Origin of the sequence: Maridesulfovibrio sp. (assembly GCF_965230075.1) — a bacterium.
In the GTDB taxonomy this organism is placed as follows: Bacteria; Desulfobacterota; Desulfovibrionia; order Desulfovibrionales; family Desulfovibrionaceae; genus Maridesulfovibrio.
Genome location: NZ_OZ245945.1, coordinates 1,495,512 through 1,519,614, shown reverse-complemented (window position 1 = coordinate 1,519,614; position 24,103 = coordinate 1,495,512). Strand labels below are relative to the sequence as shown.

The following is a 24,103-nucleotide window of genomic DNA, read 5'->3' as shown; positions in this document are numbered from 1 at the left end:
CTTATTCCAATATGAGAGATTAACTATTAGCCCCACAAAGCACTCTGCGGGGGAAAGACAAATTTGTCATCGTATTTTAAAGGTGACTCCCTGTCTTCTGCCAAAAGTAAAGGTCCGTCAAGGTCTACTACAGCGGCACCGCTCGCCACCAGCACAGCAGGAGCCATTGCCAGAGAAGAGCCGACCATACAGCCGACCATCACCTTATACCCTTCAGCTAAAGCAGCTTCACGCAACTTAATAGCCTCGGTCAAACCTCCGGTCTTGTCCAGCTTGATATTGATCATATCATACTTTCCCTTAAGAGCAGGAAGGGATTCACGATCATGGCAGGATTCATCAGCGCAGACAGGCAGAACCCTTTCAATATCCAGCAGGGCATCATCATCTGAGGCAGGAAGAGGCTGTTCCACCATTTCCACACCAAGCCGAACCAGCACGGGAGCCATTTCACGATAAATTTCAGCAGTCCAGCCTTCGTTGGCATCCACGATTATACGGGCTTCAGGAGCTCCGCGGCGCACAGCCTCAATACGGGCAATATCTTCAATCCCGCCGCCAAGCTTGGTTTTAAGCAACGGACGGTTTGCATTTTCCGCTGCCTGCTTTTCCATCTTCTCAGGCGCATCAAGGGAAAGAGTATAAGCTGTCACTTCCGGGGTAGGCTCGCTGATTCCAGCCAGTTTCCATGCCGAAACCCCGGCCTTCTTGGCTTCCAGATCCCAAAGGGCGCAATCCACGGCATTACGAGCCGCCCCGGCAGGCAGTGCGGATTGCAATTCTTCACGGGTCAAGGGAGTCTTCAGCCCCTCAATCTCTGCGGTTACTGAATCAACGGTCTCGTTGTAGCGGGCGTAGGGAACGCATTCCCCACGCCCGGTAAAACCGTCTTCTTCAATCTCGATCCGCAGCACAACAGCTTCAGTACGAGAACCACGCGCAATGGTAAATACCTGCGCCAGCGGGAAAACGTCTTTTCTTACCGAGATTTTCATTAGCCCAGAGCCTCAACAAGACGCTCAGCACCCTGACGGAAAGGATCAACAGCGGGAATTCCCATCTGTTTTTCAACTTCAGCAAGATAAGTAAGAGCTTCATCTTCAGACATATGCTGGGTATTAATAGAGCAGGCAACAGCCTTACAGTCAGGGTTAACAACCTTGGCAATAGGCAGAACCATTTCACGAAGCTCTTCAAGAGAAGGCAGGGTGTAATCAGGCAGGCCGCGCATGGTTTCACGGGTGGGCTCGTGGCAGAGAATCAAGACATCAGGCTGACCGCCATGAATCAGGGCCATAGTTACTCCGGAATATGAAGCATGAAAAAGGCTGCCCTGACCTTCAATGAAATCCCAGTGGTCTGCATCGTTTTCAGGAGTGATGTATTCCACGGAGCCAGCCATAAAGTCGGCAATTACCGCATCAAGAGGCACACCGTTACCTTCAATGAGGATACCGGTCTGTCCGGTGGGACGGAAAGTGGATTTACGGCCCTGCTTTTTCATTTCGCGATCCATAGCAAGTGTGGTGTACATTTTACCAACAGAACAGTCAGTACCAACAGCAAGGCAACGCTTACCACTGCGTTTCTTACCATTTGCAATAGGATACTTAACAGTGGGAATACGTACATCGTGCAGAGAACATCCGTTCTTCTCAGCAGCTTCAACAAGCTCCGGCTGATCACGCAGCAGGGTATGCAGCCCGGAAGCGATATCCATTCCGGCTTCAAGGGCTTCCACAAGAATGGATTTCCAGCCTTCAGAGATGATACCGCCACGGTTAACAACACCGATTACAAGAGTTTTTACTCCGGCTTCAGCAGCTTCCTTAATAGAAAGATCCTTAATTCCGAGGTCTGCGCCACACTCTTCCATACGAAACTGTCCGGCAACAGCTTCAGGTCTCCAGTCATAAATACCCTGAGCCATTTTTGCAGCCAGAGCATCGGGAGCATCTCCGAGAAAAAGTAAATATGGTGCTTCAAACATGGTTACTACCCCTTTATCTTATGTTTTTTATTTGGCTCTGCTATTAATCAAATTGCATGCCACATCCTGCTTAAAACCAGATAACACCTCAGAATGATGACAATTTATAAATCACAAAACCAAATCCCTCTAAAAAACGCAGGCATCAGACACCCGCAAATGCATAAAATTGTCTAGGAAGGAGTTTTACCAGAGCTTACGTTCAACAAAAACGTTATTTGTTAAATTTAATTCTAAAAATTTACTCATTTTTTAAATTTTATACGTTTTTTACCCTCAAAAACAGAAACGATTTCAAATGAATTTTACATATTTGTACACTGGAGCAATCCAAGGCAACAAAAAAGGGCTTCCGACCAAGGAATGCCCTTAAAAAACAATCCCCATACAACCGGACCGCAACTACCAGGAAAGATCACGCAAACTATAAATACGCCCGCTCTCACATCTTAACTTGTTCACCATCCTTCCAAGGCGCTAAATTTACATGCTGTCGACTTAATTACATTAGCTAAAAAAACAATCCAAATTAACAACATCGACACTATTAAAATTCTGATCCTGCCTTCCCAAAACATCAAAAACTAACACTCAAGACACAATATTCTCAAATTCGCATGGCAATCCTCATTTTCTGTACTGACATAAAGACTATAATTTCAAAACCTTAAAGACTACACAACGCCCCCTCTTGTGAAATATGGCACATTTGGATTGACAAAACACAAATCCAAATATTAAAAAAGGCTCATCTTTTCTAAAAATGTCGACATTATACAGTCGCCATTTAGACAAGAAAAAAAATTATTCAAAAAGGACAATCCTTCTGCCGCTCAACGCTAACGCAAAGAACGCACCACTAAGTGCGAGCTTTAAATATAGGCAGCGGTTTTATTCCGGGTCGCCAAATTCATTTATCCGGCAATTAAAACAGCACATTACTACTTTACCGCCAAAATCAAAACTGACGGTCACAGGAATGTAGACACTCTAACTTTTTCAGGAGATTACAATGAAACTTTACCACAAAATCCTATTAGGACTGATACTCGGAATTATTGCTGGTTTGGTCCTGGGTGATAAAGCTGCATACTTAAAACCGATAGGAGATATATTCATTCGCTGCCTGAGAGTTATCGTTGTCCCCCTGATCCTTTCCACATTGATAACAGGGGTTGTTAGCACCGGAGATGTTCGAAATTTAGGAAAACTGGGATTCAGAACTGTCGCTTACTTTATGGGAACAACAACAGTAGCAGTTGTTATCGGGCTCATTGTTGCCAACTTTGTACAACCCGGCACAGGACTCTCCCTTGGTGAAATTGCGGCAATCCAGCGCCCTGAAACCGTAGGACCGATGGAAATGATCGTCAGCATGTTCCCAATCAACCCAATGGAAGCACTTGCCAAAGGACGCGTGCTGCAAATCATTGTTTTTGCACTTCTCTTCGGAGCTGGCCTGTCAATGACCGGAGAGGCCGGAGAGCCTGTCAAAAAATTCTTTGAAGGCATCGCAGAAGTTATGTTCAAAGTGTCGGACATTGTAATCAGCTTTGCCCCTTATGGCGTTTTTGCCCTGATCGCATGGACAACCGGCAAATTCGGACTTGATATCCTTATGCCAATGGCCAAACTGATCGTGGCAACCTTCCTTGCCTGTACTGCTCATATCTTATGCACATACACAGGCCTGATTGCCCTGATCGGCCGAGTCTCTCCCATGGACTTTCTCAAAAAAGTCATGGAACCCGCTCTGGTTGGTCTTTCCACATGCAGCGCAGCTGCAGCATTCCCCTTTTCCATGCGTGCTCAGAAGCAACTCGGTGTCCCTAAAAAAGTCTTCGGCTTCACCATGCCCATGGCCCTGACCATCAACATGGACGGCACAGCATTGTACCAGTCCGTAGCAGCCATGTTCGTTGCCAATGCATTTGGCATTGAACTGACCCTAACCCAGCAGGCAACCATTGTCCTTACCGCAGTACTGGCTTCAATCGGTACTGCCAGCATTCCCGGCGGCGGACTGATCATGCTGACAATGGTACTTGAATCCGTTGGACTTCCGCTGGAAGGGATTGCCATCGTAGCCGGCATTGACAGAATCCTTGATATGTTTAGAACAACCACCAACATTTTCGGCGACAACTCTGCCGGTGTTGTAGTTGCTTCGCTCGGCGGAGAACTTGACCGTGAAGTTGCCGCTACAAGCCTTGATCAGCTTGAAGAAGTCGAAACGCATAAGTAAACTAAAGACTTACCCCCTTACCAATTCAAACCCCATAGAAGTCGACATTAAGCTTCTATGGGGTTTTTAATTGCTTCATCCCTAAAATACATTTGTGATCATTTGTTGTTTTATCACTTTTTCTTAAAACATCTATAACTTTTCTCAACTAAGAATTTGCGTTTATTTCTCAGATAGATACTTTTTTCCCTAACTGAGAGATCCCAAAAAACAGATATTCTAACATAAAGACATTCAAACATAACAGACAGTTAACAGCACTAACCATAAAACATTTGTGAAATTGAGCACATTTCTATTGACAGCAAAGATGTCGACATATAGAAAGTACTCACGTTTTCAAAATGTCGACATTAGACAGTCGTCATTTAAACAAATCAATTGAATTTCAAATGGAGAAAATTCAAGATGAGCAAAACTATCATCGACACCCCTAATGCTCCCGCCGCAATCGGCCCCTACTCCCAGGCTGTGGCCGCTGGCGACTTTCTCTTTACTTCCGGCGCTCTGCCCATCGATCCGGCAACCGGAAAAATGGTTGAAGGCAGCATCGAAGACCGCGCTGCTCAGGTTTTCAAAAACCTTAGCGCAGTAGCAGAAGAGGCAGGCACCTCTCTGGACAATGCTGTTAAAGTTACCGTTTACCTCGCTGATATTGCTGACTTTCAGGCAGTAAACGGCGTGTACGGCGAATATTTCAAAGAGCCTTTCCCTGCCCGCAGTGCCTTTCAGGTAGCAAAGCTGCCCCTCGGCGCGGACATCGAAGTTGAATGCATCATCAACCTTAAATAATTAAATAGAGGAAAATATTATGAACCTCGCTAAATTTCCCCGTCGTGGCTATGTCGAATCCGCAACCCCCATCGAAGCAGTTCCGGCTTTCTCCGAAGCTCTCGGCGGAAAAGTAAACATCTTCATCAAGCGCGACGACCTGCTGCCCGGTTGCTCCGGCGGTAACAAAACCCGTAAGCTCGACTTCTGCATCGCTGACGCAATCGAAAACGGTGCTGACACCATCATCACCTGCGGTGCTGTTCAGTCCAACCACTGCCGCCTGACCCTTTCCTGGGCAGTTAAAGAAGGCATGGACTGCCACCTCGTTCTTGAAGAGCGCGTAAAAGGCAGCTACAGCCCCGAAGCTTCCGGTAACAACTTCCTGTTCCAGATCATGGGCGTTAAATCCATCGACGTAGTTCCCGGTGGTTCCGACATGATGGGCGAAATGGAAAAGCTGAAAGCAAAGCTCGAAGCTGAAGGCAAAAAGCCTTACATCATCCCCGGCGGCGCATCCAACACCATCGGTGCTACCGGTTACGTAGCATGCGCAGAAGAAACCCTGCAGCAGCTCTTCGAAATGGGCCTGAACATCGACCACATGGTTGTACCTTCCGGTTCCGCTGGCACCCACGCTGGTATCGTTGTTGGTATGCACGGCTGCAACGCAAACATCCCCGTATCCGGTGTTAACGTTAGCCGTCCTAAAGACGTTCAGGAAGGTATCGTTCACAAGCTGGCAGTCGAAACTGCTGAGCGCGTAGGCGTTAACGGTGGCATCCCCGCTGAAGCAGTTGAATGCTTCGATTCTTACGTAGGCCCCGGCTACTCCCTGCCCACCGATTCCATGGTTGAAGCTGTTAAACTTCTCGCTTCCACCGAAGGTATCCTGCTTGACCCCGTATACTCCGGTAAAGCAATGGCCGGTCTCGTAGACCTCGTCCGCAAAGGACACTTCCCCGAAGGTTCCAACGTACTCTTCCTGCATACCGGCGGCTCCCCCGCTCTCTATGCATATCTGGATACCTTCCGCGACTAAAAAATAAATAAGGCCCGCGCTTTTTTCAGTGCGGGCCTTTAGATAATGGCTTAAGGTTATTAGGTATAAGGTTCTGAAATGAGAAGCGGCACGACTCTTGTTGAATCGCTTCCGTAAATGAGGAGAAATCAATGTCTCGTATTTCCGCAATGCTGATCGCTATCGTGGCTGTTCTGGTTATGTCCACCGCCGCGTTCGCAGGTCCCACTGTAATTAAACTGGCCCACCCCAACGTTCCCCAGCACCCCATGGGTCAGGCTTTTGAAAAATTCAAAGAACTCGTTGAAACCCGCACCGACGGTAAATTCCGTGTCGACATCTACGACAGCTCCAAGTTCGGTAACTTCGACGCAGTTGTTCAGGGCCTGCAGTTCAACATGTTGCAGATGGGTTCCGCTTCTACCCCGAACCTTGCTCCTTTCTCCGATGATTTCCTGATCTTCGACCTGCCTTTCCTGTTCCCCACTTACGAGTCTGCTGACCTGATCACTGACGGTCCTATCGGTATGACCGCTGCTAAAGCTCTGGAAAAAACCGGCATCATCGGCCTCGGCTACATTGAAATCGGCTTCCGTAACCTTTGGAACAACCAGCGTACCGTTAAGACCCTCGAAGACGCCAAGGGCCTCAAAATCCGCTCTACTCCTTCTAAAGCTCACATCGCTACCCTTAAAGGCCTCGGCATCAACCCCACTCCTATTTCCTGGGGTGAAGTATACACTGCCCTGCAGCAGAAGACCGTTGACGGCATCGATATCGACCTCAACCTCGCATGGCACAACAACTTCCCCGAAGTTAACAACAACCTGACCATCGTTAACTCCCTGTACTCCCCCCACCTCGTAATGATGTCCAAGCGTTTCCTCGATTCCCTCGACGATGCTGACAAAGTTATCATCCTCGAAGCTTTCGAAGAAGCTAAGCTGTACGAGCGCAAGCTTATCCGTGACGGCGAAAAAGAAATCATGGCTAAACTGGCCGACAAAGGTGTGACTGTTTACACCCTCACTCCTGAAGAACGTGCTCGCTGGGCTGAAGCCACCAAAGGCGTATACTCCCAGTTTGAAAAGCGCATCGGTAAGGACCTGATTGAAAGAGCTAAAGCTACTATTGCAGCTGGTAAATAAAACATACAGCGGTCACCGGAACAACCTTTCCCGGTGGCCGCTGTTCAAAAAAGCGTGAGCGCCATGAGTAAAAATTTATTCGATAAAGTCGAAGGGGTCGTATCATCCACCTGTCTCGCAGGCATGGCCCTGATCATCGCAGTTCAGGTCTTCATGCGCTACGTCCTGCAAAGTTCGCTGGACTGGTCTGAAGAACTGGCCCGCTACCTCTTCATCTGGTCCGTCTATGTAGGTTGCAGCTATGCGACCCAGAAAGACCGCCATCTTGAAGTAACCATTCTGCGCAGCTTCGGCCCGAACATTGCGAAATACGTGACTCTGGCGGCCTATATCTGCACCATCGGATTCTGTGCGTGCACTGCTGTATGGGGCTTCCAGATGGTTGATTTCCTCGCCGGTACCGGACAGAAGACTCCGGCCCTTGAAATCCAGATGTACTGGGTATTCCTCAGTGTTCCCGTCGGCATGGGCCTCATGGGCATCCGCACCGCGCAGCGCGTGCTCGCCATTATCCGTGGAGATATTAAATTCGCCTCCCCGGTGGAAAAATAGAAGGTTTATATAAATGGATACCGCAATCGTCCTTACATTTCTTTCACTCGCATCATTTCTCTTCCTGAGCGTGCCCATCGGCGTCGCCATCGGAATGAGCGTAATCGTGGGTATCTGGGCAGGCGACATGCTGCCCTACGAATTCCTGATTCAGAAAATGGTCACATCTCTTGATGTATTCCCGCTCATGGCTGTCCCGTTCTTCATTATGGCGGGTGAAATCATGCAGAAAGGGAGTATGGCTCAACGTCTGCTGACCGTTTCTAAAAGCCTTGTCGGCCACATCACCGGCGGTATGGCGCATATTTCCATCCTAACCAGCATGTTCTACGGAGCATTGTCCGGTTCAGCACCTGCAACCGTTGCGGCTGTTGGCGGAATCATGGTCCCCTCCATGAAAAAAGAAGGCTATAGCACCTCCTTCTCTACTGCCGTCAACACCGCAGCGGGTTGTCTGGGCGTTATGATTCCGCCCAGTGTACCGCTGATCATCTACGGTACCACCGCCGGTGTTTCTGTAGGTGACCTGTTCATCGCAGGTGTCATTCCCGGTATCTTCGTTGGTGTCTGCCTCATGATCTGCAGCTACATCCTTTCCAAGAAACACGGCTACACCGGTTCCGGTGAACGCGCCACTTTCAAGGAAATCCTGACTGCACTCAAAGATTCCATTGTTGCACTGATGGTTCCGCTCATTGTTCTCGGAGGGATCTACGGTGGTCTGACCACTCCCACCGAAGCAGGTGTTATCGCAGTTCTCTATGCCTTTGTTGCTGAAGGTCTCGTACTGCGCACCCTGAGCTGGAAAAAGGTAACTGAAATCTTCAAGGGCACAGCCCTGACCACCGCATCCATTTTCCTCGTGGTTGCCACTGCGACAGCACTTGGTCAGATCCTGCTCTTCTACAATGTACCCGATATGCTCGTTAACTTCCTCGTGGGAGTATCCGACAACAAGTACGTTCTTATCCCCATCATCCTGGTATTCCTGCTGATCATGGGCACTTTCATGGACGCATTGGCAAACATCCTGATCCTGACCCCGCTGCTCCTGCCTGTGGTTAAGGTACTGGGCATGAACCCGATCCACTTCGGTATTGTCATGATCGTCTGCGCTTCCATGGGCTTCCTGACTCCTCCGGTTGGTGTAAACCTCTTCGTAGGTTGCAGCATCGGTAACATCAGCATTGAGAAACTCAGTGCCGCAGTTATGCCCTTCCTGTTCACTATGATTCTGGCACTCCTCGCCATTGTCTTCTTTCCGCCCATGGCACTCTGGCTGCCCGGGCTGTAATAATACTCTGCCCGCCGTCACCCTCCAGACGGCGGGCAACTTTTTTCGGAGCAACACACATGCAGATCACTCCTAATCCAGAAGGGAAAAGCATCCTCGGGATTTCCGGCCATGCAGGCGTCGGACACGTGCACAGCCATTGCGGTTTCGTTCAGGATGATTCCGCCGGATTCGCCGCAGCCATTGAAATCATAAAAAAAGCATACCCCGCCGACACCACCATTGCAGAAGCAAAAGTAGACCTTCTTTCCGGCGAAGTGACCGTTACCACTAAAGACGGCGGAATAGGCAAAGCAACCGCACGCCGAAGCTTCACCCCGCACGAAGCAACACTTGTCGCATCCGCAATAAATCTGGATGCAACCTACAGCCAGTCCGCTGCATTTCAGGCCTTCGGACGTATTTACGGTCAGGGAGTACTCGAAAGTCCGGTAGCGTTTCAAGCCGCCTGCTGTCTGGCTGTGATGGACACCTTTGATAAGAAATTTCCCGGCAGCTTCATTCGCGGCAATGAAGACATGCCCAATAAAATCGGCGGCTGCATCGGCACCCGCCTGCTCATTGATGAAATTCCGGTCTCCGTAATGGCACTGGTAAATGCCAATGACGGAGGCCTCGGCCCTGACGAAGACCTTGAAGGCAACATCGCCCTAGGTGATAAAGGCCGAACCATGAAAGACCTCGGTCTTGACCGCTTGCCAACCATCATCCTTGAGAGTAAAGCCTATGTGCCTTCCATATGTGAAGGAGTTGATCATGACCGCATGTGGGTGCGCATCAACGCTGAAGCTGACAACCAATACGTATACGAGGCCCTGCTTTCCGGTATTGAAGCAGCAAAACTGCCGTATCTCAGTGCAGACACAGCCTACCCCCGTCATACAGGAGAGCTCAAGGAAGCCGTGCAGGCCCTTGGCAAACGCATCTCCGAGATCGGCAACAGTTTTACCAATGCGGCAACCTCAGCAGAAAAGGTAAAGCTCATCAGCGAACTGGCACTAATCGTAAGCCAGGATGCTGGCGGCGTAACTTTCATGAGCGCACACATGCATGATCAGGTCGGCGGCGGAGGCATTATGCCCGGAACCAGCGCAGTCCTATCCATGACGGTATCCGAAGACTACATCAAAGAATGGAAAATTCCGGCATTCACTACCGAGGACGCAGCCAAATATATGGACGTCATTTTCAGGGCCCTGCCCTCACTGGCTGAAAATGCCGAAAAAGCACAAACACAACTGGAAGAACGCTTTTCATTCAACAAAGCTGAACACGATTTTTTATTCTAGTAGATTGTGCAACCCAAAGAGGCAGGCCTCCCGCCGGGAGGTCTGTTTCTGCTTTTTAAACAACTAACATTCGGGATTGTATTAATATTTATCCAGAGAATTACGCGTGCTTGGAAATATTATTCCGCAAGCATTCCTGCTGGTAAGACTCGACAACCCATAAAGTTCACGATATCTCAATGACACAAATATTTAAAAAAATACTAGCAGACATACGCGACCCTTTCAGTACTGGAGATTCCATGGACGGCATCAAAAAACTAACTTACAGCGAACAAGTCGCTGAATATATTAAGCAATCCATCCTTGAGGGGGAGTTGTCCCCCGGCGACCAGGTCAAAGAAGTAATGCTGGCCGAAAAACTCGGCATCAGCCGTGCACCCATTCGCGAAGCTTTGCAGATTCTGGCCCGGGAAGGACTCATTAAATCCGAGCCGCAAAAAGGCAAGCATGTATCAGCCCTCACTGCCAAGCAGATAGTGGATAGTTACTTCACCGGCGGAGTACTCGAAGCCGCTGCAGTAACGCAGGCCATGCCCCTCTACACAGATGAAGATATTTCCAATCTCGAACAGATCGTGGAGCAGATGCACGAGGTAGCCGAGTCCGGGGAGGATCACGAATCCTTGACCCAACTGGATACCACATTCCACAACATTCTCTTTTCCCGCATAGACAATGAATTGCTCATAGAACTCTGCCGCCGCTCCTGTCAGGGCATCTCCAAGTTTCTGCTCTACAAGCGCTGGATCAACCTCTACACTCCCAAGCAGGTCTACGAACGCCACCTCGTTATTCTGGAAGCCCTCAAATCAGGACGCCCTTCCAGACTCGAAAAAACCATCCGCAAGCACTACACCGATTCCGGCAAGCGCATGTCCAAGTATGGAGTTGATGTCCATAAGGGATAAATTTGTATAGTTGATTAAAACTTTTGGTAATTTAAAAGGGCTGGCTCTTCTTGGGAGCCAGCCCTTTTCTTGTTTAGGAAGGAAAGTATCGGCAAAAAACTAGTCCAACCTTTATTATCATTCCAACATATAGTAAAAGGTACTTATTTAACGCAAAATTTAATCGGTTTTTCCTAGCACTAGTCTTTTTATTAAAATTCAAGAGGTCGCTATGATTAAACGTTTGGTTACGATTTGCCTTATCCTCTTCATCTCTTTTGCCCCAGCTTTATCTCTGGCAGCAAACCATAAAACCAGCCCAAATTATACGAAAAGCTCATCAACCATTGTAAAGATGTCAAAATCTGGGATTTGCCATACTTCATCTTCTAGATACTACTCTCGTACAAAGCATTACACTCCATTTAAATCACTAAAAGCGTGCTTGAATGCCGGAGGGCGGTTGCCTAAAAAATAAAGCTAAAACGATGCAACACTAATCTTAAACAATAATATAAATCCTATGTCATCAAACACATTAGTAGCAATATTATGCAGTTTACTTGGAGGCTTGGCAGGGGCACTGATAACTTTACTCTCATCATACCTAATAGCCAAAATAAAAATTAAACAGGAAGCTAAACTTTGGGAGAATGAATTCGCAGTTAATTATTCAAAACTGCTTGTAACAGACCCTGAAGCAGCTAAACTTCTCGCAAGGCAATTTGCTGTAGGGCTGATTATCATCAAAGATTCTGACAAAGAGACAATCAGCAAGCACTTCATACCCTACCAATGCAAAACATCAATTGGGCGTCACGATGACAACGACATAATATTAACTGATCCCCATGTTTCCAGAGACCACTGTATTATCTATCAAAGAAACGGCAATATGTTGATACAAGAACTTTCACCCAAAAACGGTACATATGTTAATAGCGCAAGAATCAACAAAACCCATATCCTAGAATCAGGTGACATCATACAGGTAGGTGGGATTGAACTTAATTTTGAAAGCCTTACCTAATCGATTTTAATAAAAGACAGAAGCCACCTATCCCAGAATCACTTTTCCGCATCATTACACCCGTGTAATTTTCACGCAATCCACACGAAAGTTAAATCCTGCAATATCGGGCCAATCAATGTGTTAAGCGATGACCACACCACAATCTCAAACAGGAGAATAATATGAAAAGCATTATTGCGGCACACTTGAAACCTGAACTCCATCCTGTTGCCCTGCTCCGGTCAGATGAACGTCCAGACGAAGCCCTGCAGCCCAAAGAAGGAAAATATGTCTGTATCATGACCATGTTCGCGCAAGTAACCGCGCATGGCAAAACAGCAGTTTTTGATCGCAAGACATATGGATGTCCCGGAGCTTCGGCCGGACTGGGGTTCGGGTCTGTATATCCATCAGCAATGGGCGGTCTTGATACGTTTGAAGCATTTTTCTCCAAAGGTATCTACTCTGCAAAGACCCCGGAAACATACCAGCAAATAATCGACAATGCTCCCAAGCACATGGTCAACAAACTTACAGTAGGCGAAAAATTCCACGCTACCCCGGAAAAAGCCCGCCGCTGGATGACCGAAGAACTCCCTTTGTACAATTTCAAAGAAAAATACCGTATTTTAAAACCTCTTTCCGAAGTGACTGAAGCAGAGACACCTGAATCGGTAATTTTCGTTGTAAACCCACTCCAGCTCTCAGCCCTCATAACTCTTGCCGGATCAATCCGCGATGGTCTGCTGGATATTATGGCCCCGCAAGGAGCGGCCTGCCAGATGATGGGAGCATATGTATTCCAACAGGCGGAATCTCCCCAGCCACGTCCTGTCCTCGGACTCACCGATCTTGCAGCCCGCAAACACACACGCAAGACAATCCCCCCTGAATACCTGACTTTATCCATGCCTTGGAATCTTTTCCTAGAATATGAAGACGCAGCAGAGGACGGAATATTTTCATCCCCGCTCTGGGAAGACATGCTATAGAAAATGAGGAGGTGTTAATGGTGTAAAAGCTAGAAGGAAAGGGTTTCAAAAACGGGTTAACCATTTCTTTTGACTCATTCTGGCTCTAGAAAGCCAATTCACTCCATAGAAGGGTCAGCTTTTCAAAGCTGGCCTTTTTTATCCCCCTACTCCGCCCCTATATTAATAAAAAGACATATGCTATCGAGCACACGGACTTAAACTCGACTACTAATTCTGAAATGTGAGGTTCCTGTGTTCTCCCTGCCACCCCTTGAAATGATTGGAAATGAAACGGTTCTGCTGGGCAGTGCTCTTGGCGGGCTACTGCTTGGTTTAAGCATTGCTGCCATTTTCGGCAAAAGACGTCTTGCTGAAGAAAAGGAGAAGAGTGCCGAACTTCAGGATCATCTTCAGGAACAACTCCAGCTCGGTGCCAGACTTGAGGAGCAGGCCTCACAATTACCTGAACTTAAAAAGGAACTGGCGCAGGAGCGAGCGCAAAAGCATAAACTGACCACTGCATACTCAAACCTGCACAGCAAATACAAAGTCGCCGAATCCAACCTTGAAAATGAGAAGAATCAGGGCCGGGAAAAACTGGCTCTGCTTGAAGAAGCCAAGGAAGAACTTTCCAATAGATTTAAAAATCTTGCTGGGGAAATCCTCGAAGAAAAGTCTAAAAGGTTCACAGACCAGAACGCCACAAATATTAAACAGATTCTTGCCCCACTTGGAGTAAAAATCCACGAGTTTCAAGAACAGGTTGAAAAAGCCTATTTTCAGGAAGGCAAGGACAGGTCCGAACTGGCTGCTCAGGTCAAACAACTGATGAACCTCAACCGCCAGCTTTCCGATGATGCCCACAACCTGACTAAGGCTTTGAAAGGCCAATCCAAGACCCGTGGAGACTGGGGGGAACTGATCCTTGAACGGGTCCTTGAAGCATCTGGGCTTCGCAAGGGCCACGAATATACGGTGCAGGTCAGCCATACCCGTCAGGATGGAACCAGAGTTCAGCCAGACGTGGTCATCCATCTCCCGGAAGAGAAGCATCTGGTGGTGGACTCCAAGGTTTCACTGACCGGCTACCTAAAATACACAGAGGCAGAAGACGAAACCCAGCGCGACCTTGCCTTAAAGGGACATATCAACTCCATCAAGGCCCATCTCAAGGATCTGTCAGCCAAAAATTATCAGGATTTGTACGGCATTAAATCACCGGACTTCGTGATCATGTTCGTGCCTATTGAACCAGCCTTTGCACTGGCAATCTCTAATGATGTTGGCCTCTGGCAGGAAGCTTGGAATAAAAACGTACTCATTGTCAGTCCCAGCACCCTGCTCTTTGTAATCAGGACCGTTGCCCACATCTGGCGGCAGGAACGGCAAAACCAGAATGCGCAGGAAATCGCCAACCGGGGTGCAATCCTTTACGATAAATTCAGAAATTTCGTGAATGATCTGGAAAAAGTGGGTGAACGAATCCGTCAAACTCAGGATTCATATGACAAAGCCCGGATAAAGCTCTGCAACGGCTCCGGCAACCTCATTCGTCAGGCTGAAATGCTGAAGGAATTGGGCGTTAAACCCAAACGTTCCATCAAGAAAGAATTGGCCGAAGAAGCCTTGAACGGCAACGAATTTCAAATGCTGGAAAAAGGAGAAAAGGACGGCTAGGAGGGTAGCCGCCCTTTCCATGGGGCATTCTCATCAAGGGAGTGATGACATGTGGTTCTGTTCTGCTTTTGGTTATGTTATGCAAATTTGCAGAAAACATAGCGAGGGTAAAAATTCAAAATTTCACCCTACCCTTTTCAGTAGACAATCAGATCAATAAGAAAAAGGGCCTGAAGTTTAGAACTTCAGGCCCTTTTTCTGCGCAAATTTACCAGCAGCTTATACTTGCGAAGACATCAATACCGCTCAGTCCTTTTTCAGACAGATAAACAGCAGATAAAGCAGCCCGACCACCGGAATCAATGCCGCCATAAGTAACTTGGGATTGCGTCCCAGCGTATTCAACCTGCGCACGAAAAGCGCAATACAGGACAACGAAGTCCCGATCACGAAAAGACCGCTCACAGTATTAATCACTTTGTGAAAAAAAGCGTGCTCGATGGCAAAGCCCAGAAAGAACAGCACAGCGATAATGCCACAATGAAAAAGGAGAAAATGCACGAACTCCCTACGGCTGGCATTACCGTGAAAATCATTAAATTTCTTCAATATTTCAACATAATATTTCATTTATCTTCTATCGCTCCCCGGCATATAGGCCGTTTTTCTCCGCTGCTTATTCAGGTCAAATTCAATTTGTGTCAAGGATTTTAAAAAAAACTGCCAGCAGAATTCACGACAATTTTACGTAGTTTTACACGCCGCAACATACCCGAAAATTCACCCAATTTCAGACCTAAAAAATCCGGAATTATCTAGCTCAACTTTTTAAAAACACCCCTTGACGGAATGTAGATTAATAACATACCTATCGGGCAGGTATAAAAACCTATCTGTTGAGGAGGTATTAATACCAACCCGATGGATGGGAAATGAGGCGCACCGGAACGTTTAGAAAAGTTATTCTGCAAAAACGGCTTTCCACGGAGGAATAAAAGTCGGGAATAATTATAAAAAACCGACCGGAGCAACAAAGGTCTGGAGTAAGAGGCTCCATGGCTAATTGCATTGAGAGGGGATCCATATCATGGCAAACGGAAAGAAACTATTGCGATTGTCCGGTATCCTGATCGTCCTGGCCGGGGTGCTCGGCTTCCATATGGAAGCACTGAGCATGGTCGGAACCCCGCAGGAAAACGGCAACAAGCGTCCTGATCTGATCATGATCGACACTATTGCCGCTCAGGAAGAACTGGAACTGCCTGCCGTTGCGTTTCTCCATGAAACACACGCAAAGGCGGTGGCCGAGCAAGGCAAAGACTGTACTGCCTGCCACCAGAAAAACGAGGGAACTGTATCCTACAAGTTCAATAGACTTGAGGACGGAACCCCTGAACAGCTCAAAGAAATTTACCACAACGGTTGTATCAGCTGTCACGCTGCCGACGCCAAGGCCGGAAAGAAAACCGGACCTCAGGTTGGTGAATGTCGCAGCTGTCACGTTGCTGACCCTGAAATCAAAGCTGAGCGCGCTCCCGCAGGCATGGAGAACATCCTCCACTACCGCCACTGGGACTCCAAGCTCATCGCAAAAGATGAAGGTCAGGACACCAACTGTGGAGCCTGTCACCACGTATACAACAATCTTGATAAGAAGCTTGAATACGTAAAAGGACAGGAAGAAAATTGTGGCGTATGTCATACCGCCAAGCCCACCGGCAATGTTAAGCTCAACACTTCTGAAGCTTTTCACGGTCAGTGTGTATCCTGTCACCTTGAAATGAAAGCTGCCAAGGCTGAAAAGACCGGCCCTGTCGACTGTGCCGGTTGTCACGGCCTGAATCAGGTTGCGGACATCAAGGAAGACAACGCTGCAGTTCTGCAAAAAATGGGCGGCACCCTTCCTCGCCTGCCCAGAAACCAGCCTGACGCTGTTCTGCTTACCGCTCCGGTACAGGACAACGTTGCAGTAAAAGCTACCATGGCTGGTGTTGCTTTTAACCATAAAGCTCACGAAGGCTACACTGACTCCTGTAGCTCCTGCCACCACGATACCATGAACAAGTCATGCTCCTCATGTCACACCGTTCGTGGTTCCAAGGATGGCGGATTCGTTACTCTCGACAAGGCCATGCACAAGGCCGACAGCACCAGATCCTGTGTGGGCTGTCACGCCGTTAAACAGAAAGACCCGAAATGTGCAGGCTGTCATGAACTCATGCCCAAGAATGTAATCCAGTCCAAGGAAACCTGTGCTGTTTGTCATAACGGCCCCGCTTCCACCTCCAGCGAGCCCGTCAAAATGGATGCCTCCGCCAAGGCAGCCATTGCGTCCAAGCTGATTATGGAGCGTCCTACCTCCCCGGTACTGGTTGCTGAAAAGGACATTCCCGAATTCGTGACCATCAACGTCCTCGAAAATGAATACAAGGCCAGCAAGCTGCCCCACCGTAAGATCATCATGACTATGGTCGACGGTATGAAGGGTGACAAAATGGCTAATGCTTTCCACAGCACCCCCCTTAGTGTGTGCGGAAGCTGCCACCACAACAGCCCTGCTAGCGCTACTCCGCCGAGCTGCGCAAGCTGTCACGGCGGTAAAGTTCAGGACGGACGTCCGGCCCTCAAGGCTGCTTACCATGTTCAGTGCATGACCTGTCATGACGCTATGAACATCAAGAAGCCTGCTTCAACTGACTGCACCGCATGTCACGCGAAGAAATAGTAACGGATAGCCTGAAGGAGAACAGATAAATGCAACGCAGAACATTCCTCGGAATGCTTGGCGCAGCCTGCGTGGGAGCAAGCCTCCCCGCAGGAGCCGAGGCCGCAGGCAAAGAGTTCAAGGGATATCCCGGAAGCAAGGGTGTACTCTTCGACGCAACCCGCTGCATCGGCTGCCGCAAATGTGAAGCGGCCTGTAACAAGGTCAACAAGCTTCCCGAGCCCGAGAAAAAATTCGACGACCTGTCCGTGCTGGATAGCAAACGCAGAACCGACGCCAAGACCCTTACTGTGGTCAACAAGTACGCCGGACCTAAGAACCCCGTGTTCCGCAAGTCCCAGTGCAACCACTGTCTTGAGCCCGCCTGCGCATCCGCATGCTTTGTTAAAGCATTCAAGAAACTGCCCAATGGCGCAGTTGTTTACGATGAGTCGGTTTGTGTAGGTTGCCGCTACTGCATGGTGGCCTGCCCCTTTGAAATCCCGACTTACGAATATGATGAGCCCCTGACTCCCAGAGTCATGAAGTGCACCATGTGCGCACCCCGTCTGGCCGAAGGCAAACTGCCCGGCTGTGTTGAGGACTGCCCCAAGGAAGCACTTGTTTTCGGTGAAAGGGAAGAACTTATCACCATCGCCCGCGAGCGCATCCGCCGCACCCCCGACCGTTACGTTCACCACATCTACGGTGAAAAAGAAATGGGCGGAACCAGCTGGATGTACCTTTCCGGCGTGCCTTTCAACGAAATCGGCATGCGTGAAGACCTCGGCACCAAATCCGCACCCGAACTGACCGCCGGCGCACTGGCAGCAGTTCCCATGGTTGCAGGCCTCTGGCCCGTACTCCTTGGCGGCATCTACGCTGTAAGCAAACGCAACAGCAAGATCGCCGATGAAGAGCGTGAAGAAGCAGTAAAGAACGCACTTGCCAAGGCAAGCTCCGAAGCTGAAAAGACCCTCTCTGATGCACTTGAAAAGGCTGATGTAGCCAACAAGCGCAAGATCGAGGTCGAGGTCAAGAAAGCCGTGGAAGAGGCCCTGAAACCTGCTGAAGAAGAGGTTGAAGAGGCTGAAAACAGCGAGAAGGAGGAATCATAAATGTCCACTCCCGCGAACAACGGCCCTAAATCGGCCTTCAATACCTTCAATCTGGTGGCCGGCGCCATCCTCGTAATGGGTCTGGTGCTCTCCGTACTCAGATTCACTCAGGGGATCGGTCCCGTTACCAACCTTGATGACAACAACCCGTGGGGAATCTGGATCGGATTCGACCTGCTCTGCGGTGTTGCCCTTGCAGCCGGTGGATACACCACTTCCGCAGCCTGCTATATCTTCGGACTCAAGCGCTTTCACTCCGCTGTACGTCCGGCAATCCTGACGGCTTTCCTCGGCTACGCTCTGGTTGTATTCGCACTGCAGTACGATCTCGGACGTCCTTGGAGACTGCCTTACCCCATCTTCGTTTCTCAGGGTACCACCTCCCTGCTCTTCGAAGTTGGTCTGTGCGTTATGCTCTACCTGACTGTGCTCTTTATCGAGTTCACTCCGGCCATGTTCGAATGGCTGGGCTGGAAGAAGATCCGCAAAGTGGTCGTTAAACTGACCCTGGTGCTGACCATCTTCGGCGTAGTGCTCTCCACTCTGCACCAGTCTTCTCTCGGCGCGCTGTACACCATCGCACCGTCCAAGCTGCATCCGCTCTGGTATTCACCCTACATGCCGCTCTACTTCTTTGTTTCAAGTATTGCAGCAGGTATGTCCATGGTCATCTTCGAGGGCTCCATGTCCCACAAGAAGCTGCACCGCATGATGGACGAAGAGTACCTCAAGCATCATGACGGCGTGGTATTCGGCTTCGGTAAAGCTGCATCTCTGGTCCTCTTCGGCTACTTCTTCATTAAAACAATGGGCGTAGCTTACGACAACAACTGGCACTACCTGGCTTCAGGTTACGGCCTGCTGTTCCTGACCGAAATGCTCGGCTTCGTAGCCCTGCCCTGCTTCCTCTATGCTGTGGGGGTTCGCGACAGAAACCTCAGCCTGATCAAGAAGGCATCGATCATCACCGTGCTCGGTATCGTCTTCAACAGGTTCAACGTTTCCATGATTGCGTTCAACTACCATCTGCCCGCTGCTGACAGATACTTCCCCAGCATGACTGAAATCGGAATCTCAGTATTCATCGTTACTCTCGGTGTTGTGATCTTCCGTTTCATCACTACCCGGATGCCCATCTTCTTTGAGCACCCCGACTACAAAGGCGACCACTAGGCCGTCTGTACAGGAGATAGTAAAATGGAAGCACATAACCTTCAGGAATACTACACATTCACAAAAGGTATCATGTACCTTCTGATGGGTGGAGCACTGGTCGGCGTAACCCTGTTCTGGCAGTTCCTCATGGGCGGGAAAGCCTACCGTGATGAAAACAAAAAGAACTACGGCGACCACCACTAAGCCGGATGTGAGGAGATAATATCATGTATGAACTTCTGACAGGGCCATTGATGTGGCTGGTTTTCGCAATCAGCTTCGGCGGCCTGCTGGTGCGCGTAGTGCTCTACTTCAAGGGCCTGAGCCAGCAGCTCGACCGCGTGGCATATAAAGCCCATCTGTCCTACGGACTGAAAGGCGCCTTTAATTCAATATTCAGCTGGCTGAACCCCGTGGGCGCTCGCGCATGGAGAAAAAAACCCGGCTTCACCCTTATATTCTTTGCATTCCACATCGGACTGCTCGCTACCCCCATCTTCCTCGCAGCACATAACATCATGCTGCAGGAAAATCTGGGATTCGGCCTGCCGCAGATGCCCGCTTTCTTTGCGGACCTGCTTTCCTGGACCGTAATCGTAGCTTGTGTCGCAATCATCCTGCGCCGCATCGCACTCCCGGAAGTAAGAATTCTGACCACAGCATACGACTATCTGATGCTGCTCATAACCGTAGCTCCCTTCGTAACCGGCCTCATCGCCCGTTACCAGATGGGTGACTACCAGTTCTGGCTGCTGGCACATATTATTACCGGACAAATCTGGTTGCTGTGCCTGCCTTTCACCAAACTCAGCCACTGCGTGCTCTTCTTCTGTTCCCGTGCACAGCTCGGAATGGACTACGGCATCAAGCGCGGCGGCCTGAAAGGCTCCACCTTCTCCTGGTAACAGGATAAAATACAGCCAAACAGGAGTAAGAAAATGCCTCAAGGTAAACTTTGTAACAGACAGCCGATCAAAACTGATGAGCAGCTCAAGCTGACTCTTTCAGATAAGAGCGGTAAGCAATACTACGCTGAAATGGAAAAACTGGATGTGGATACCAACGCTCTGTGGGCCACTATCCAGAAAACCATGAAGTCCAGAATCAAAACCTGGCTCGAAATCTGTGCCCACTGCGGCATGTGCGCTGACAGTTGTTTCCTCTATCAGGTTAACGACAGCGTACCCGAGCAGGTACCCTCATATAAAATCCAGTCCACTCTTGGCCACATCGTCAAGAAAAAAGGACAGGTGGACAACGAGTTCATGCGCCACTGCATGAAAGTTGCCTGGTCCCAGTGCACCTGCTGCAACCGCTGCGGTATGTACTGCCCCCACGGCATCGACATGGGTGTTATGTTCTCCTACCTGCGCGGACTTCTTTACTCTCAGGGCTTTGTTCCCTGGGAACTGAAAATCGGTTCCGGCATGCACCGCGTTTACCGCGCACAGATGGACGTCACCACTGAAGACTGGGTTGAAACCTGTGAGTGGATGGCTGAAGAGACCGAGGAAGAATGGCCCGGTCTGACCATCCCTGTGGACAAGCAGGATGCCGACATCATGTACACCTGTAACGCCCGTGAGCCCAAGCACTACCCGGAAGATCTCGCTGAAGCTGCGATTCTCTTCCACGTGGCGGGAACCAACTGGACCGTGCCTTCAGAAGGCTGGGAACAGACCTCCCTGTCCATGTTTGCCGGTGACTGGGAATGCTGCAAGGACAACGTCAACCACGTCTACGACGCGATTGAACGTCTGAACCCTGCACGCGTAACCGGTACCGAGTGCGGTCACGCTCACCGCGCAACCGTAATCGAAGGCCCCTACTGGGCCGGTCGTGAAGACGGTCTGCCTCCCAAGCCCTACATTCACTATGTTGAATGGCTGGCCGAGGCACTGCGCGAAGGCAAACTCAAAATCGACCCCGCAAAACGTATCAAAGAGCCTGTAACACTTCAGGATTCTTGTAACTACGTTCGTAACCAGGGTCTTAAAGACGTAACCCGCGAAATTCTGAGCTACATTGTTGAGCCCGGATACTTCGTGGAAATGGCACCCAACAAGGAACACAACTACTGCTGCGGTGGTGGTGGCGGATTCAACGGAATCGGCCTTTACCGCGAACAGCGTAACGTAGCCCTGCGTAAGAAAATGGATCAGATCCTCGACACCGGCTGTAAGCTGGTTATTGCCCCCTGCCACAACTGCTGGGATGCAATCCGAGACCTTGAGGAAGAATATGAGATCGGTATCCGCTGGTCTTTCCTTAAGCCCCTGATCATTGGTATGCTGGACGTTCCCGAAGGCATGCGTGTCGAATGGTAGTAGCCATCGGCCCTTCGGGGCCGATGATTATCTGATATTGTCCGCAACGAACGAGGTGTCACATGTTTAAGAAAATCCTTTTGGCGACTACCGGCTCCCCTGCGAGCTTCGGAGCCGCCCGCGTAGCCTTCGACATGGCGAAACGCTACGGTTCTGAAGTAACGATCTTCCATGTTGTGGGTGTGCCTACCAAGGCATTTTCCCACGTTGTCAACGACGTTCGAACCGGTGAAGAAGTTGAGGTTGACGAAGAATACCTCTCTTGGGTTGAAGAAGAACTCAAGACCACCTTCGCCAAACAGTTCGAAGGAGCTGACAACGCCAAGATCGTTCTGACAACCGGTGTACCTGCCCGTGAAATCCTGCGCGAAGCCCGCAAGGCTGACAGCGATCTCGTGGTTATGGCTGCTAGCTCCGGCGAAAATGCATCCTTCCACAAGGGTTATCCCGGATCTACCCTGCAGAAAGTGGCTAAAGCCGCCCGCTGCCCGGTACTTTCCATACACCGTGAATCCGCATCCTACTGGGGCGGGTTCTCCAATATCCTTTTTGGTACCGACTTCTCCAAGCAGGCTGAGAGCGCATTCAAATTCGCTCTGTCCACTGCCCGCGAACTCGACTGCGACCTGACTATCTTCCATGCCCTGGATATCAGCGGCAAGGTTCTGGACCAGAACGAAATCGAGGAAAACCTGATCACCGCCCGCAAGCGCATCAGAGAAACCTATGTCCCGCTCATGGGCGATTTCAAAAACTACGACATCGAAGTATGGGAAGGAACTCCCTACGTCGAAATCGTCAAGCTTGCCCGTGAAAAGAGCGTGGACCTTATCTGCCTCGCCCACCACACCAATGAGCTTGATCCGGAAAGAGCACGTATCGGTTCAACTGTTGAGCAGGTCATCTTGAGGGCAAACTGCCCCGTGGTCAGCGTCAGCAAACCCGATAAAGTTTAGGCTGTAAGCATAACTGAATCTGATTAATCGATACTCCCGGCAGCCGAACACCTTCAAGCTGCCGGGAATAACGAAGGGGAAAGATTCAACAGGAGGAGTTATTATGTCTAAGAAGATCTTAATTATAGATGACGATCAGGATATCCGTTCTTACTTGAGCGAACTGTTCACCGATAACGGTTACGAAACCGCCATGGCTGAAGACGGCTCCGTTGCTATGGAAGCCGTGGAAGCTGAGAAACCCGACCTTATCACTCTCGATCTGGAAATGCCCGGTGAGTGGGGTCCCCGTTTTTACCGCAAGCTTTCTCAGAACGATGAGTTCAAAAGAACTCCGGTTATCGTAATCAGCGGTCTGAATGCTAATAAGTACGCAATTCCCAAGGCTGTAGCCACTCTGACCAAGCCCTTCGATGCTGAAGAGCTGATCAGGATTGTGAAGGACACAATCGGCTAAACCACGGGAATCCATATCGGGCCGGTCGGTGTTTCATACACCGGCCGGCCATTTTTTTAACTTGAAAGAGTATGCAGGCTAGGTGTAGGCTTCATCCCACAGGGAAACATAACCCCTTAAAATCATTGCATAGGTGAAAAAATGCCAAAAAAAATAATGGTTGTGGATGATGATCCGTACATTGTGGATTACCTCGTGACGGTATTCGAGGACCACGGTTACCTTACTTGCCGTGCTTCTGACGGTGTATCTGCCTTCGATGTGGCCATGGCTGAAAAACCGGACCTGATCACCCTTGATCTGGAAATGCCCCATGAGTGGGGGCCGCGTTTTTACCGCCGTTTGACCCTCGAAGAAGAATTTTCCAATATCCCGGTTATCGTCATCAGCGGTCTTCCGGGAATTCACATGGCGATCAAAAGGGCTGTGGCAACAATTAAAAAGCCTTTTGATCCCACTGAAGTTATTGAGATAGTTAGAAAGGCTCTGGGCGAGACCGACGACTAGCTTGCTTGTCGACGGAGGGGCCTTTCTTACTTAATTTTTTCCGGCATGCTTGCCGGAACTGTGTCATGAATTTGCA

The 24,103-nt window shown here is 49.4% G+C and carries 23 protein-coding genes; 20 read left to right on the top strand and 3 right to left on the bottom strand.

Translation table 11 applies throughout. From position 1 onward, the window contains the following. Positions 1-26: 26 nt before the first annotated feature. Positions 27-995 (bottom strand): N-acetyl-D-Glu racemase DgcA, encoded by a 969-nt coding sequence (dgcA, locus tag ACO05Z_RS06850; protein WP_421901412.1) that lies wholly within the window; start codon positions 993-995, stop codon positions 27-29. Continuing rightward, positions 995-1,990 (bottom strand): N-acetyltransferase DgcN, encoded by a 996-nt coding sequence (gene dgcN, locus ACO05Z_RS06845; RefSeq protein WP_421901411.1) that lies wholly within the window; start codon positions 1,988-1,990, stop codon positions 995-997. The genes dgcA and dgcN overlap by 1 nt, the downstream gene beginning before the upstream one ends. Positions 1,991-3,002: 1,012 nt before the next feature. On the opposite strand from dgcN, the gene ACO05Z_RS06840 reads away from it, so the two are divergent. From ACO05Z_RS06840 to rmuC, 11 genes are all read left to right on the top strand, one after another. Continuing rightward, entirely contained in the window at positions 3,003-4,235 is a 1,233-nt protein-coding gene (locus ACO05Z_RS06840) for a dicarboxylate/amino acid:cation symporter (RefSeq protein WP_421901410.1), read from the top strand. 408 nt (positions 4,236-4,643) lie between these two features. Then, positions 4,644-5,027 (top strand): RidA family protein, encoded by a 384-nt coding sequence (locus tag ACO05Z_RS06835; protein WP_421901409.1) that lies wholly within the window; start codon positions 4,644-4,646, stop codon positions 5,025-5,027. Positions 5,028-5,046: 19 nt separating this feature from the next. Continuing rightward, positions 5,047-6,048, top strand: a complete 1,002-nt coding sequence (locus ACO05Z_RS06830) for a D-cysteine desulfhydrase (RefSeq protein WP_421901408.1) — start codon at positions 5,047-5,049, stop codon at positions 6,046-6,048. 131 nt (positions 6,049-6,179) lie between these two features. After that, on the top strand, positions 6,180-7,175 hold the full coding sequence (locus tag ACO05Z_RS06825) for a TRAP transporter substrate-binding protein (RefSeq protein WP_421901407.1): 996 nt from the start codon (positions 6,180-6,182) through the stop codon (positions 7,173-7,175). Positions 7,176-7,238: 63 nt separating this feature from the next. Further along, positions 7,239-7,727, top strand: a complete 489-nt coding sequence (locus ACO05Z_RS06820) for a TRAP transporter small permease (protein WP_421901406.1) — start codon at positions 7,239-7,241, stop codon at positions 7,725-7,727. Between the two features lie 13 nt (positions 7,728-7,740). Further along, positions 7,741-9,021 (top strand): TRAP transporter large permease, encoded by a 1,281-nt coding sequence (locus tag ACO05Z_RS06815; RefSeq protein WP_421901405.1) that lies wholly within the window; start codon positions 7,741-7,743, stop codon positions 9,019-9,021. Positions 9,022-9,080: 59 nt separating this feature from the next. Continuing rightward, complete coding sequence (locus ACO05Z_RS06810) at positions 9,081-10,310, top strand: hypothetical protein (RefSeq protein ID WP_421901404.1); 1,230 nt, start codon at positions 9,081-9,083, stop codon at positions 10,308-10,310. Positions 10,311-10,552: 242 nt separating this feature from the next. Then, the gene (locus ACO05Z_RS06805; RefSeq protein WP_421901403.1) at positions 10,553-11,221 is read left to right on the top strand and encodes a GntR family transcriptional regulator; all 669 of its coding nucleotides are present in this window, start codon (positions 10,553-10,555) and stop codon (positions 11,219-11,221) included. Between the two features lie 502 nt (positions 11,222-11,723). Beyond that, entirely contained in the window at positions 11,724-12,230 is a 507-nt protein-coding gene (locus ACO05Z_RS06800; protein WP_421901402.1) for an FHA domain-containing protein, read from the top strand. Positions 12,231-12,394: 164 nt separating this feature from the next. Beyond that, positions 12,395-13,204, top strand: coding sequence for a DUF169 domain-containing protein (locus tag ACO05Z_RS06795; RefSeq protein WP_421901401.1), 810 nt, complete (start codon positions 12,395-12,397; stop codon positions 13,202-13,204). Between the two features lie 234 nt (positions 13,205-13,438). Continuing rightward, positions 13,439-14,863 carry a DNA recombination protein RmuC gene (gene rmuC / locus ACO05Z_RS06790; protein ID WP_421901400.1) on the top strand — a complete coding sequence of 475 codons (1,425 nt, stop codon included), beginning with the start codon at positions 13,439-13,441 and terminating at the stop codon, positions 14,861-14,863. Positions 14,864-15,109: 246 nt separating this feature from the next. Here rmuC and ACO05Z_RS06785 read toward each other — a convergent pair whose 3' ends face one another. Beyond that, positions 15,110-15,433 carry a DUF805 domain-containing protein gene (locus tag ACO05Z_RS06785; protein WP_421901399.1) on the bottom strand — a complete coding sequence of 108 codons (324 nt, stop codon included), beginning with the start codon at positions 15,431-15,433 and terminating at the stop codon, positions 15,110-15,112. A 457-nt stretch (positions 15,434-15,890) separates the two neighbouring features. On the opposite strand from ACO05Z_RS06785, the gene hmcA reads away from it, so the two are divergent. The 9 genes from hmcA (at position 15,891) to divK (ACO05Z_RS06740) (ending at position 24,027) form a co-directional block, all read left to right on the top strand. Next, complete coding sequence (gene hmcA / locus ACO05Z_RS06780; protein ID WP_421901398.1) at positions 15,891-17,528, top strand: sulfate respiration complex hexadecaheme cytochrome HmcA; 1,638 nt, start codon at positions 15,891-15,893, stop codon at positions 17,526-17,528. 29 nt (positions 17,529-17,557) lie between these two features. Next, a complete protein-coding gene (gene hmcB, locus ACO05Z_RS06775) occupies positions 17,558-18,625 on the top strand; it encodes a sulfate respiration complex iron-sulfur protein HmcB (RefSeq protein WP_421901397.1) in 1,068 nt (355 codons plus the stop codon). Beyond that, a complete protein-coding gene (hmcC, locus tag ACO05Z_RS06770; RefSeq protein ID WP_421901396.1) occupies positions 18,626-19,798 on the top strand; it encodes a sulfate respiration complex protein HmcC in 1,173 nt (390 codons plus the stop codon). Positions 19,799-19,822: 24 nt separating this feature from the next. Beyond that, positions 19,823-19,984 carry a sulfate respiration complex protein HmcD gene (gene hmcD / locus ACO05Z_RS06765; RefSeq protein WP_136673849.1) on the top strand — a complete coding sequence of 54 codons (162 nt, stop codon included), beginning with the start codon at positions 19,823-19,825 and terminating at the stop codon, positions 19,982-19,984. Positions 19,985-20,007: 23 nt separating this feature from the next. Beyond that, positions 20,008-20,685, top strand: coding sequence for a sulfate respiration complex protein HmcE (gene hmcE, locus ACO05Z_RS06760; RefSeq protein WP_421901395.1), 678 nt, complete (start codon positions 20,008-20,010; stop codon positions 20,683-20,685). Positions 20,686-20,718: 33 nt separating this feature from the next. Next, entirely contained in the window at positions 20,719-22,107 is a 1,389-nt protein-coding gene (gene hmcF / locus ACO05Z_RS06755) for a sulfate respiration complex iron-sulfur protein HmcF (protein ID WP_421901394.1), read from the top strand. Between the two features lie 62 nt (positions 22,108-22,169). Further along, positions 22,170-23,063 carry a universal stress protein gene (locus ACO05Z_RS06750; protein ID WP_421901393.1) on the top strand — a complete coding sequence of 298 codons (894 nt, stop codon included), beginning with the start codon at positions 22,170-22,172 and terminating at the stop codon, positions 23,061-23,063. Between the two features lie 103 nt (positions 23,064-23,166). Then, positions 23,167-23,520, top strand: coding sequence for a DVU0259 family response regulator domain-containing protein (gene divK, locus ACO05Z_RS06745; RefSeq protein WP_421901392.1), 354 nt, complete (start codon positions 23,167-23,169; stop codon positions 23,518-23,520). A 141-nt stretch (positions 23,521-23,661) separates the two neighbouring features. Beyond that, complete coding sequence (divK, locus tag ACO05Z_RS06740; RefSeq protein WP_320176105.1) at positions 23,662-24,027, top strand: DVU0259 family response regulator domain-containing protein; 366 nt, start codon at positions 23,662-23,664, stop codon at positions 24,025-24,027. The last annotated feature ends 76 nt before the right edge of the window (positions 24,028-24,103 follow it).